13 protein-coding genes are annotated in these 12,031 nt (G+C 66.4%); 4 read left to right on the top strand and 9 right to left on the bottom strand.

Annotated elements, in window-relative coordinates; all coding sequences use genetic code 11:
• Position 1 precedes the first annotated feature (1 nt).
• Positions 2 to 736: an FAD:protein FMN transferase gene (locus AC1MB9_RS01065; protein ID WP_479963199.1), complete on the top strand. Its 735-nt coding sequence runs from the start codon at positions 2 to 4 to the stop codon at positions 734 to 736.
• Positions 737 to 743: 7 nt separating this feature from the next.
• Here AC1MB9_RS01065 and AC1MB9_RS01060 read toward each other — a convergent pair whose 3' ends face one another.
• The 6 genes from AC1MB9_RS01060 to truA form a co-directional block, all read right to left on the bottom strand.
• Positions 744 to 1,745, bottom strand: coding sequence for an acetamidase/formamidase family protein (locus AC1MB9_RS01060; protein ID WP_479963198.1), 1,002 nt, complete (start codon positions 1,743 to 1,745; stop codon positions 744 to 746).
• Between the two features lie 38 nt (positions 1,746 to 1,783).
• Positions 1,784 to 2,545, bottom strand: a complete 762-nt coding sequence (locus tag AC1MB9_RS01055) for an SDR family NAD(P)-dependent oxidoreductase (protein WP_479963197.1) — start codon at positions 2,543 to 2,545, stop codon at positions 1,784 to 1,786.
• Positions 2,546 to 2,752: 207 nt separating this feature from the next.
• On the bottom strand, positions 2,753 to 4,114 hold the full coding sequence (glmM, locus tag AC1MB9_RS01050; protein ID WP_479963196.1) for a phosphoglucosamine mutase: 1,362 nt from the start codon (positions 4,112 to 4,114) through the stop codon (positions 2,753 to 2,755).
• A gap of 25 nt (positions 4,115 to 4,139) precedes the next feature.
• Entirely contained in the window at positions 4,140 to 4,625 is a 486-nt protein-coding gene (gene rpsI / locus AC1MB9_RS01045; protein ID WP_134172593.1) for a 30S ribosomal protein S9, read from the bottom strand.
• A 48-nt stretch (positions 4,626 to 4,673) separates the two neighbouring features.
• Positions 4,674 to 5,120 carry a 50S ribosomal protein L13 gene (gene rplM, locus AC1MB9_RS01040; RefSeq protein ID WP_479963195.1) on the bottom strand — a complete coding sequence of 149 codons (447 nt, stop codon included), beginning with the start codon at positions 5,118 to 5,120 and terminating at the stop codon, positions 4,674 to 4,676.
• 172 nt (positions 5,121 to 5,292) lie between these two features.
• Positions 5,293 to 6,207, bottom strand: coding sequence for a tRNA pseudouridine(38-40) synthase TruA (gene truA / locus AC1MB9_RS01035; RefSeq protein WP_479963194.1), 915 nt, complete (start codon positions 6,205 to 6,207; stop codon positions 5,293 to 5,295).
• A gap of 76 nt (positions 6,208 to 6,283) precedes the next feature.
• Here truA and AC1MB9_RS01030 point away from each other — a divergent pair, with 76 nt between their 5' ends.
• From AC1MB9_RS01030 to AC1MB9_RS01020, 3 genes are all read left to right on the top strand, one after another.
• Positions 6,284 to 8,176 carry an acyltransferase family protein gene (locus AC1MB9_RS01030; RefSeq protein WP_479963193.1) on the top strand — a complete coding sequence of 631 codons (1,893 nt, stop codon included), beginning with the start codon at positions 6,284 to 6,286 and terminating at the stop codon, positions 8,174 to 8,176.
• Positions 8,177 to 8,319: 143 nt separating this feature from the next.
• The gene (locus tag AC1MB9_RS01025; RefSeq protein ID WP_479963192.1) at positions 8,320 to 8,922 is read left to right on the top strand and encodes a hypothetical protein; all 603 of its coding nucleotides are present in this window, start codon (positions 8,320 to 8,322) and stop codon (positions 8,920 to 8,922) included.
• Positions 8,909 to 9,223, top strand: coding sequence for a winged helix-turn-helix domain-containing protein (locus AC1MB9_RS01020; protein WP_479963191.1), 315 nt, complete (start codon positions 8,909 to 8,911; stop codon positions 9,221 to 9,223). The genes AC1MB9_RS01025 and AC1MB9_RS01020 overlap by 14 nt, the downstream gene beginning before the upstream one ends.
• A gap of 52 nt (positions 9,224 to 9,275) precedes the next feature.
• Here AC1MB9_RS01020 and AC1MB9_RS01015 read toward each other — a convergent pair whose 3' ends face one another.
• From AC1MB9_RS01015 to rplQ, 3 genes are all read right to left on the bottom strand, one after another.
• The gene (locus tag AC1MB9_RS01015) at positions 9,276 to 10,316 is read right to left on the bottom strand and encodes a GNAT family N-acetyltransferase (RefSeq protein ID WP_479963190.1); all 1,041 of its coding nucleotides are present in this window, start codon (positions 10,314 to 10,316) and stop codon (positions 9,276 to 9,278) included.
• Positions 10,317 to 10,401: 85 nt separating this feature from the next.
• The gene (locus AC1MB9_RS01010) at positions 10,402 to 11,430 is read right to left on the bottom strand and encodes a GNAT family N-acetyltransferase (RefSeq protein ID WP_479963189.1); all 1,029 of its coding nucleotides are present in this window, start codon (positions 11,428 to 11,430) and stop codon (positions 10,402 to 10,404) included.
• 78 nt (positions 11,431 to 11,508) lie between these two features.
• A complete protein-coding gene (gene rplQ / locus AC1MB9_RS01005) occupies positions 11,509 to 12,030 on the bottom strand; it encodes a 50S ribosomal protein L17 (RefSeq protein WP_479963188.1) in 522 nt (173 codons plus the stop codon).
• Between the last annotated feature and the right edge of the window lies 1 nt (position 12,031).

Raw genomic sequence — 12,031 nt, 5'->3', positions numbered from 1 at the left:
AATGGGCGTGCACGTGTTTTCCACGATGGGAACCGTGGTGAGCATCCGCTTTGCCGGAGACACCCCCGGCAGTGCACTCCTCGCCGGCGTGGAGCGTGAGTTTCACATCGTCGACGAGCGGTTCAGCCTGTATCGTTCCGACTCCGAGATCAGCCGCGTGGCGCGCGGCGAGCTGCCCCTCATGGCGACAGGTGAGCGGTTTCGCCAGACATATGCGCGGGCGCTCCAGTGGCGTGGACTGACGAACGATGCGTTCACGCCGCACCGGCCGGACGGGGTTATTGATCTCTCCGGCCTGGTGAAGGCCGATGCCATCGACGCCGCAGCGTTGGTTCTCGAGTCGGGCGGAGCGATGAACTGGGTGATGAACGCCGGCGGTGATGTGCTCGCCTGCGGCCGTTTCGCCGGGGAACCCTGGAGCGTCGGCATCGTCGACCCCGATGATCGCTCAGCCGTTCTGGGGGCGGTGAACCTCACGCCCGAACGACGGGCGATGGCGACATCCGGAACGGCGGAACGCGGCGAGCACATCTGGCGCAGCGATCGCATAAGCCGGTATCGGCAGGTGACCGTGCTGGCCGACGACATCGTGACCGCCGATGTTCTGGCGACCGCGGTTCTGGCCGGAGGCGAAGAGGCTCGCGACGACGTTCTCGCGCGGTTCGACGTGGATATGCTGACCGTCGATGCTGCCGGCGGGCTGACCGCGACACCCCGGTTCCGTTCCGCGCACTGACGCCCGCTCACTCCAGCGTGCGCGCTCGGGCGCGCAGTTCGCGGTGCATCCCGTCGAAAGCCTGACCGGTCGGGAAGTAGGACTTGCGTACCTTTACGACGACGCTGTAGTTCGGGTCGACCACGTTCGCGATCGGGGCTTCGGCGACCTGGCTGAGCAGCTGGTAGGCATCCATTTCGTGCAGGTCGAACATTTCGGAGAGCCAGTGGATCATTTCGAGTTGGGCGATGCGCCAGGAGTCCTCCATCGGGCGTGAGGACCCGACCACCATCCAGTAGTCGTCGTTCTCCAGCCTGGGCCAGAGCGGTGCGTTCCCGGCGATCAACTCGACCACGATCACCGAGTTCATGGCGCCCTCCACGGCCGTGCCGCAGGCCTCCCCTTCACCCTGACGGTAGTGTCCGTCGCCGATGGACAGCAGGGCGCCCTCGACGTTCACGCCGAGATAGACGGTCGTTCCCGCACGCATTTCGGGGGTGTCCATGTTGCCACCGAAGCGCTCGGGCACGAGGGACGAGCGCACCTCACCGCCGGACGGCGCCACGCCGACGGTGCCGAGCATGGGCACCAACGGCAGGGCCACCTCGAAATTGCCGAAGCGGGACTGGAACCCGACCGTGCCCGCCACGGAATCCACTTCGTAGATCCAGGTGGCCTCCGGCAGGGCCGGCTGCAGCATGGCCGTGCGGTCGGTGCCTGTCATTCCACCGAAGAAGGGAATCGTGGCGGATGCGCCCCAGTTCCGTGCCGGGCTCAGACTCACGATGTGCACGGCGAGCGTGTCGCCCGGCTGTGCACCGACAATGTAGAACGGTCCGGTTTGCGGGTTGAGGTAGCGCACATCGAGTTTCGCGCTCGCCCGGTCGTCGACCGAGCGCAGGGCATGGTTGTAGGCATCCTCTGACCACAGCGCGAGCACCGTTCCCGGGCGAACGCGCATGGCGGGCGCCGCGCCGCCGAAGGTGTAGACAAACTGCGAACGTTCGGGGGTGAACTCAATTCTCTCCACGTCGATACCTTTCGTCGGGCCGCGGGCGGGCGCGGGGCTCAGAACTGAATGCCTCGGGTGAGCGCCCCGTCAATCAGCAGGTTCGTGCCGGTCGTGCGACTCGACACCGGGCTGGACAGGAAGACGACCCCGGATGCGATGTCCTGCGGCGTTCCCATTCGACCCGTGGGGTTCAGTCCCAGTGCAAAGGAATACAGCTCGGGATTTCCGGTCTCGATGCCGGCCCACACGCCGCCGGGCTCGTACGTGTTTCCCGGGGACACCGTATTGGCGCGGATGCCCGTCTTCGCGAGCTGAAACGCCAAGCCCGCAATGTAGCCGATGATCGCGGTCTTGATCGTGCCGTAGGGGCCGGACGCGAAGTCGGCCTCGCGCCCCGACACGCTGGAAATGGCGATAATTGACGCCGCGTCGCTGCGTTCCAGGTAGGGCATGGCGGCCTTCACGAGGTTGACCGTTCCCATCAGGTCGACGTCGAAGGACTCGACCCAGTTTTCCGGGGTATCCGGAATCGCGAGAGCGCTGACGTTCGCGACGATCATGTCGATGCCACCGAACGTTTTCGCGGACTCGTCGACCCACGCCGTGAGGGCCCCGGCATCGCGCACGTTCAGGACGGAACCCCTGACCGTGCTCGGGCTGTCGGCGAACACCGCCTCGCAGGCAACGACCTCTTCGGGGCTGCGGGCACAAAACGCCACATTCGCGCCCTCGGCAACGAATGTTTCCACGACTGCGCGGCCGATGCCCTTGGTTCCACCGGTGACGAGTGCGGTCTTCCCTGCAATTTTGAGGTCCATGCCGTCGTCCTGCTGAGCCGCCGCCGTTTGGTCAAGGGGCCGGTGTCAGATCGTGGCCGCACCGTCGTCCCTAGTTCAGGAGATCCGGACGGCGGCATCCGCTCTGCCGCGTCTTTCCGGGGCCGGCAAACACCACCGCGACCGGATGTCCTGAACCAGCGACCAGAACGGCCAGAACGGTCCGGGACAGGGCGGCGGTGCCGGCTGCTAGTTGGCGAGGCGCTCGAGAACGATTGCGGCCAGCTGGTGGGCGAGACGATCGGCCGTGGGCTGATCGGCGGCCTCGACCATGACGCGAACCATCGGCTCGGTGCCGGAGGGACGCAACAGAACACGACCGGTCTCGCCGAGCTCTGCTTCGGCGGCGACCACGGCTTGCGCGATCACGTCGTCCGAGACCAGAGCCGAACGGTCAACACCACGCACGTTCACCAGGATCTGCGGGAAGACGGTCATCACCGAGGCGAGCTCGGCAATGGTCTTGCCGGTGCGGGCCATTTCGGCGACGAGGTGCAACCCGGTGAGGATGCCGTCGCCGGTCGTGGCGAACTTGGTCATGATCACGTGCCCGGACTGCTCGCCACCCAGGGAATAGCCGTGGGCGTTGAGTTCCTCCAGCACGTAACGGTCGCCGACCTTGGTCTGCACCATCGTGATGTCGTTGTCGGCCATGGCCTTGCGCAGGCCCAGGTTGCTCATGACGGTGGCGACGAGCGTGCGGTCCTTCAGCACACCCCGCTCCGCCATCGACACGGCGAGAATGGCCATGATCTGGTCGCCGTCGATGACGTTACCGTCGCGGTCCACGGCCAGGCAGCGATCTGCGTCGCCGTCGTGGGCGATGCCGATATCGGCCCCGTGCTCGAGCACGGCCTTGGCGAGATTGTCGAGGTGGGTTGAGCCGACGCCGTCGTTGATGTTGAGACCGTCGGGATCGGCGCCGATCACCGTGAGGCGGGCGCCGGCATCCGTGAACACCTGCGGGGACACGCCGGCGGCCGCACCGTGGGCGCAGTCGAGCACAACGTGAATACCGTCGAGGCGGTGGGGAAGAGTACCGAGCAGGTGCACGACGTAACGGTCTTCGGCGTCGGCGAACCGGCGGATGCGACCGACGTCGCCACCGATGGGCATGAGCGTGTCGCGACCGATGTAGGACTCGATACGGTCCTCGACGTCGTCGGGAAGTTTGGTTCCGCCGAAGGCGAAGATTTTGATGCCGTTGTCGGGCGCTTCGTTGTGCGAGGCGGAAATCATCACACCGAAGTCAGCGCCGATGTCGGCGATCAGAAAGGCGGCGGCCGGCGTGGGAAGCACCCCGGCATCGAGAACGTCGACGCCGCTGCTGGCCAGTCCGGCCGAGACTGCGGCCGTCAAAAATTCTCCGGAGATGCGGGGGTCGCGAGCGACCACGGCAACGGGCCGGCGACCCTCGGCGAGGCGTGCCTTGGCACGACGACCGGTTGTCAGTACTGCTGCGCTGGCCTGGGAAAGGCTCAGGGCCAGGCCAGCCGTGAGATCACGGTTGGCCAGGCCCCGAACACCGTCCGTGCCGAATAGGCGAGACATAAAGTCCTGTATTCGACGTAGGGGGTTAGCGCTTAGAGAACTGAGGTGCCTTACGGGCCTTCTTGAGTCCGGCCTTCTTGCGCTCCTTGACACGAGCGTCGCGGCTCAGGAAGCCGTTCTTCTTGAGGATCGCGCGGTTGTTCTCTTCGTCGATCAGGTTGAGCGAACGAGCGATGCCGAGGCGAAGCGCGCCAGCCTGGCCCGAGGGGCCACCACCGGTGATGCGAGCGATGACATCGTACGAGCCGAGAAGGTCAAGAACCTTGAACGGGTCGTTGATGAGCTGCTGGTGCAGCTTGTTGGGGAAGTAATCGGCGAACTCGCGGCCGTTCACAACGATGGTTCCGGAGCCGGGGACGATGCGCACGCGGGCAATGGCCTGCTTGCGACGGCCCACGGCTGCGCCGGGAACGTTGAGGACGGCGCGGGGCGCCTTGGCTGCGGTCTCCGCGGGAGTCTCGGTCGAGTAGCTCTCGGGAGTTGCGTCTATCTGGTCTGCGATCTGCGCCACGATGGGTTGAATCCTTTTTCTTAGAGTTGAGAAGTCTGGGGGTCGGCGCTACTGCGCGACCTGGCCAAGGGTGTACGGCTTGGGCTGCTGAGCGGAGTGCGGGTGCTCGGGGCCTGCGTAGACCTTGAGCTTCGTCAGCTGTGTACGGCCGAGCGAGTTCTTCGGCAGCATGCCGCGAATCGCCTTCTCAACCGCACGCGTGGGGTGCTTCTCAAGCATCTCGGAGTAGTTGGTTGCCGTGAGGCCGCCCGGGTAACCGGAGTGGCGGTAAGCAATCTTGAGGTCGAGCTTCTTGCCCGTCAAAGCGATCTTGTCCGCGTTCACGATGATGACGAAGTCGCCACCGTCCATGTGCGGGGAGAAGGTTGCCTTGTGCTTGCCGCGCAGCAGGATTGCCGCGTGGCTGGCCAGACGTCCGAGAACGATATCGGTGGCATCGATGACAACCCAGTCGTGCTGGAGTTCGCTTGCCTTGGGGGTGTAAGTGCGCGTCACTGTTGTGCTGCTTTCTTTTTTTCGAACGGAGGTGTTCGTGAATCCCGCTCCGGGCGTGTTTTCGTGATGAAAACACTGTCGATGGAGGGCTCACGTTCGCATGTCGCGCTGCAACGCGCAGACATCAAGGGTCAACACTACTCGCCCGGCTACCCTGGTGCAAGTCGGGGGGCTACAGCACCGGCAGGGCGCGCCGGTTGCGGGTCTCCACGGCGCGCATGGCCAGCTCGGCGTCTTCGGGATAACCGACGTCGACGAGGGTGAGCCCCTCGGGAGGCATCACCTTGAACTCCACGATGCGGGAGCGGTCAATATGCAGGTTCACGAGTCGCGCGGCGTCGAGCTTCCTTTCTCCCACCGCGACGCAGGCCCCCACCAGGGCACGAACCATGCTGTGACAGAACGCGTCGGCGGTGAGCGTGGCGATGAGCACCCCCACCTCGTCCCGGCGCCAGCGAAAGTCCTGCAGGGTGCGAATGGTCGTGGCGCCCGGGCGAGGCTTGCAGTACGCGGCGAAGTCATGCAGTCCCACGAGGTTGGCCGCACCGGCATCCATCAGGTCGACGTCCAACTTTCCCGGATGCCATGTGGTGCGCAGGCGCTGCTGCGGGTCCCGCAGCGCGTGCAGGTCGGAGATGCGGTACTCATACCGGCGCCACAGAGCGGAGAAACGGGCATCGAAACTCGTGGGAACCACGATGGCGCTCCGCACCACGATGTCGGGCTGAGTCACGAGCACTCCGCTGAGGCGGCGCTGCACGGCGACGGCGAGGGGAATCGGCGGGCGATCGCCGGTGCCGCGTTTCACCCGCACGAGAGAATCGGCCTGCTCGGGCGTGAGATCGAAGTGGGCCACCTGTCCCCTGGCGTGCACACCGGCATCCGTGCGCCCGGCCACGATCAGGGTCGGATGCGGCTGGTACTTTCGCAGGATCGTCGCCAGTCCATCTTCAACCTGACCCTGCACGGTGCGGAAGCCCGGCTGGCGCGCCCAGCCGGCGAAATCCGTACCGTCATAGGCGATGTCGAGCCTGATCCGCGTGGTCGTCGGCCAGGGCGGGCCGCTACGTGGCGCAGGAAGATTCACAGGGTTCAGCCTAGGCCGCTTATGTAGGGTTGTTGTTGAAGCCGATACCTGGCCTGAGTCGATTGACTCCGCGATCATGAACACCACGCACCCCACGCAGACCGCCCTGGTCGCCTCTCCCCCCGCGGGCACGGGTCTCGATCTTCCCCGGTCCACGACTCGCCTGGCCGGACTTGACGGCCTTCGCGCGATCGCCGTGATCGCCGTGATCGTCTACCATTTCTTCCCCGAACTCTTGCCCGGCGGTTTCGTCGGCGTGGACATCTTCTTTGTGATCAGCGGCTTTCTGATCACGGGTCTGCTGGTGTCTGAGCGCACGCGCACCGGGCGGGTGTCGCTGCGGAGCTTCTGGCAGCGCCGGGCACGTCGGCTCGTCCCTCCGCTGGTGCCGCTGCTGCTCGTCTGTTCCACGGCCGCCTGGGTCATCGGCGGCGACGTTCTTGTGGGCCTCGGCGGTCAGCTGCTCGGGGCGGTGACGTTCGGCTACAACTGGGTGTCGATTGCCGGGGACGCGAGTTACTTTGCGGTCGATCAGCCCGAGTTGTTCCGCAATCTCTGGTCGCTGGCAGTGGAAGAGCAGTTCTACGTGATCTGGCCGTTGCTGCTGCTCGCCGTCCTGTTGCTCAAGCGGCCATGGATGCGCCTCGCTCTGGTGGCCGTGCTCGCCGCGGCGTCGATGTTCTGGATGGCCGGGTTGTACCAGCCGGGGACCGACCCGACCCGCGTGTACTACGGTTCGGACACGCACAGTTTCGGGCTGTTCACCGGGGCGACGCTCGCCTTGCTGCTGCGACGCCCCGCCGGGCTGCGCAACGAATTGCCCCGTCTGCGCCCATGGTTGGGCTGCGCCGCTCTGCTGGGTATTGCCGCTGCCGCGATCTGGCTGCCGGAGAATGGCACCGCCACGTACCGCGGCGGACTCGCCGCGGTGAGCCTGCTCACGGCCGTGGCCATTTGGGCCGGCATGAGTGGCGGCCGCTTCGGTCGCCTGCTCGACGCGCCGCCGTTGCGGTACATCGGCGAACGCTCCTACGGCATCTACCTCTGGCATTGGCCGGTACTCGTGCTCCTGCAGGTGGCTCTGCCGGGAGAACCGTCCGCGTGGCGGGTCGCACTCATCGGGGTGCTCGCCGGCGCGATCACTCTCACCGCGTCCATCGCGTCGTATCGCTGGTTGGAGCAACCGGTGCGGCGGGACGGGGTGCGTGGCGGCATCCGCCGCGTGGCCCTGGCCTGGCAGCTGCGGCCGCCGCGCGGGCGTGCACTCGTGGGGGCTCTCGTCGCCGCCCTGGTCCTCACCTCCGGGGGAACCGCCGCCGCCCTCGTCACCGCGCCGGCCGCTGCGACAGCCCAACTCGAGATCGAACGTGGGCAGCAGGCCCTGGACGCCGCGAAGGACGCCGCCGCACGTGAGGCGGCCTCGGCGCCCACCCCGCTGCCGGGCGGCGATCTGATCACGGCCGTCGGGGACTCCGTCATGCTCGCCTCGGCAGCCGAGCTGCAGACCAGCTTCCCCGGGATTTCCATCGACGCCGCCGTCTCCCGCGGCATGTATTCCGCTGCCGGCATATTGACGAAACTTCGGCACGCGGGCACGCTGCGCCCCGTGGTCGTCGTCGGCCTGGGAACCAATGGCCCGATCACCCGAGATGAACTGAAGGCGATCGAGAGCGCCATCGGCCCGGATCGCAAGCTCATCCTCGTGAACGCCTACGCCGAACGGGATTGGACGACGGGCGTCAACGCATCGCTGGCCGATTTTTGCGCCCGGCATCGACTGGTGGAACTGGCCAACTGGCATGACGCCATCGCGCCGCGCACCGAGTTGCTGGCCGGCGATGGCGTGCATCCCGGCAGTGAGGGCGGGCAGGTGTATGCGGATGCCGTGACCGCGGCCCTGCAGCGACTCGCCGAGCTGCCGCCGTTGCGTCTACCGGGCGAGAACCGCCTGCTCCCCGCGGCCCTGTAGCGCGACGACACGTGCGGGGTTCTTTCCGGGTGTAACGTCGACGGGCCGCGCAGCCCTCCACGCGGTCTGCGCCGCAAACTAGTTGACAGCTCTGTCGCTCCAGGGTTAAGGTTGGCCAAACAAACCAGTTTGAGGAGAAGGCAATGCAACGGATGCAGCTGAAGGCGGCGGCAGCGAACTACACCTACCTGCGAGGCCTGTTTTTCATCCCCCTGGGTCTACTGCCGATCATCAGCGCGTTAGGGAACACGGGCTGGGGCCCGTTACAGAACACCTGGGTGTTCTTGGCGGTCGTGGGTCTGGTCGGTATCGCTTGCGTCCCGATCAACAATTTCTATAACAAGCACTACGGCAGGCTTCATCCCACCGCGGGGCAACAGGCCCGAGCCGCTGTTGCGGTCGCCCTCGCTATCGCCGTAGTCGTGGCGGGTTCGGCCCTGCTGCGAAGCCGCGCGGGCTGGTCGCTGAACCTCCCGGTCAACACGACCGCGGTGACGCTGTCCGTAGCTGTGTTCATCGCCTACGCAGCCGGTCGCACGCTCAAGGCGCACCACCTGGCTATTTGGGGGACCGTTTTGGTGGCGGGGGCGGTCCCGTTGTGGGACGGGCCGGATCCGAGCAACATTGGCCTGGCCATTGTGGGGGTGGCGCTGATGGTCAATGGCGTCTTCGACCATCTGCTCTTCCTCCGCATCTTCGGCGCTCCCGTGGGTCTCGATCGCACAGACGACAATGCCCGGGCCTAAGCCCGAGCCCGGGCTGGATCGCCTGGTTCATGAGCCCGGCCGGCTGGCGATCCTGACCGTCCTCTCCTCGGTGACCGATGCCGACTTCACTTTTTTGCAGCGCGCGACCGGGCTGACCAAGGGCAACCTTTCCAGCCATCTCACCAAGCTCGAGGTAGCGGGGTTGGTCGCAATCGAGAAGCGGTTTGTGCGCAAGAAGCCGAACACGAACATCGCCCTGACACCCGTCGGCAGGGCGCGGATCGCGCAGCACTGGGAGCAACTCGACCAGCTCAGGAGCCTCTCGAAACGCTTGCCATGATCGCCCGCGGAACCGGCCGGGAGCACGACACCGCCCGACGGAATCTGTCGGTCTAGTATTCGAGCGTGAAGACGAGCTCGCGGTGGGCGGCGGCAAATCCCATTCCCGAGTACAGGGCAACGGCACCCGTGGGGCTGTCGGTGTCGACGTCGAGAGTTGCGCGTTCGTGCCCGGCCGCTCGACTCGCGGTCAGGTGTGCGGCCAGAAGAGCCTGCGCGATGTGGTTTCCGCGCCAGTCGCGGAGCACACCCACGAGCTCGATGTAGCTGCTGCTGAAGCCGGCGCCGGCCCAGTCGGCCTCATTCACCGTGCTGAGCAGGTAGCCGGCGACGTGTTCGCGCCCGTCGTCACCCGTTCCGTACACCACGAACGAGAGGTCGGGGCGGAACACCTTGGCGTCGGTGAACGAGGCCCAGCTCTCGTCGCTGATCGGCTGGCTCGACCAATGGTCTGCAAACGCCTCGTCGTGCGCAGCGTGCACGTCCGCCGACATGTGGGCAGAGTACGGCGCGAGGCGGATGCCTTCGGCCAGCTCGAATGACCGTATCGGGTCGGCGAGCACCCGTTCCAACTCCACGAAATAGCGCGCGACGGTCAGTCCCGCACGCTTCAGAAGTTGGGCGTTCTGCGGAGCCCGCTCGTCGGCGTAGGCCTGGATCCACCCCGGGAGTGTCTTCTCCGACGAGGCGAGCTGCTGCCTCGCGCGTCCGAGCTGCCAGTCGAGCAACTGGCGCCCGATGCCCCTGGCCCGCCATTCGGGGTGGACGCCGCCGGCGAGGGTGGACTGCACGAGCGTGCGCTGGCGCGGCGAGACCATGACCAGTCCGTGGGCAACGAGTCCGTCGGCGGAGAACCCGAGCAGGGAGTCGGCGACCGCATCGAAGTGGGAGAAGCCGAAGTTCTCCGCGACCTCCTCGCGGGTGGCGAGGAAGTTCGGATGGTCGACCCGTCCGATGTCTCGCAGAAGGTCCCAGATCTCGTCAACGTCGTCGATGGTGGCCGAGCGCCAGAGGGCGACATCGGCATGCTCGGGCAGGGCGAGTTCGAGCGGAGCGGACACTCGTTCGCTCAGTGGACGCACAGTTTCAACCATGCACCCAGCCTAAGCCTCCGCGCCCAGCAGGCTCGCGCCCTGCAGCGTGCCGCAAGTCGGCACGCTGAGTCGCCACGGGGGGGACCTAGAACTGCAGGGTGTAGGCCATCTTGCGGTGCGCGGCGTGGAAGCCCATGCCCGTGTAAAGGCCCAGCGCCCCGGTGGGACTATCGGAATCCACGGCGAGCGTCACCCGGTCGTGGCCGAGCGCTCGCCCGGCCTCCAGCTGCGCCGCAAGCAGTGACTGGGCGATGTGCCGGCCGCGCCATCCGCTTGTCACGCCCACGAGGTCGATGTAGCTGCCCGTGAACCCCTGGGTCTTCCAGACGTTCTCGTTCGCGGTGGAGAGCACAAAGCCCACAACCTCGGCGCCTGCCCATGCCACGAACGACAGGTCCGGTCGAAACCAGCGCCCGCCCACGAACGCCGCCCAATTCTCATCACTCATCGGCTGGCTGGCCCAGTGGTCCATGAACGCATCGTCCCTCGCCACGTGCACCTGCGCGGAATCGTCGGGGGTGTACGCGGCAATGCGGATGCCGTCGGCCGGCTCCACCGGCCGCACCGGCTCCTCCAGGGGTCGCTCCAACGACAGGAAGTAGCGGGTGAGGTCGAGCCCGCCGCGCTCGAAGAGGCGGGCGCTCTGCGGCGCGCGTTCGTCGGCGTAGGCGAAGATCCAGCCGGGAAGCATCTTGGACGAGGAGGCGAGCTGCTGCTTTGCGCGCCCGATCTGCCAGGCCAGCAGTTCGCGGCCCATCCCCCGGCCCCGGAGTTCGGGGTGTACGCCGCCGATCAGAATGGACCGGACGAGGGTCTCCTGGCGCGGAGGGAAGAGCACCATTCCGTTGGCGACAATGCGTCCGTCGGCCTGCACGCCCACGAGGGAATCAAGGTCGGCGTTCACGTGGGAGTAGCCGAAGTCCGCGGCAATGGCGCCGCGGGTGGTGAGGTAGTTCGGGTGATCAACCCGACCCATCGCCTCCCGCAACTGCCAGATGCCGTCGATATCCGCTTCGGTGGCGGCGCGCCACTCGGCCACGTCGGAATGCGCCGGCAGGTCAAGCCGTGCCGTCGCGGTCACTCGTTCGTTCAGGGGCCGCAGGGTCTTCGTCATGGAACAACCCTATGCCTCGGCGGGGGGCATAAAAAAAGGGGCCCGACCGAAGTCGGGCCCCTCCTGTGAAACGTGTTACTACTTGGCGTCCGTGGTGTCCGCGTCAGCAGCAGCGTCAGCGTCAGCCTCGACGGGAGCCTCAACGGGCTCCTCGACGGCAGCGTCAGCAACAACCTCTTCGACGACGACGGGCTTCTCAGCCGTCACCGTGGAGGTCTTGGAGTGCTTGACCTTGGGCGTTACCGGCTCAAGAACGAGTTCCATCTGAACCATCGACGCGTTGTCACCCTTGCGGAATCCGAGCTTCGTGATGCGGGTGTAACCGCCCTGACGCTCGTTCACCTGCGGGGCGATGACCGCGAACAGCTCGTGCACGACGGACTTGTCGGAGATCGTCGCGAGAACGCGACGACGGGCGTGCAGGTCACCGCGCTTGGCAAACTGCACCATGCGCTCGGCGAGCGGACGCAGGCGCTTGGCGCGCGTCTCGGTCGTCTTGATCGACTTGTGCGTGAACAGGGCAGCAGCCAGGTTCGCAAGCATGAGGCGCTCGTGCGCCGGGCCGCCACCGAGACGGGGCCCCTTTGTGGGCTTAGGCATT

This window comes from Cryobacterium sp. AP27, from assembly GCF_056680495.1.
This window is presented reverse-complemented; position numbering and strand designations above follow the sequence as displayed.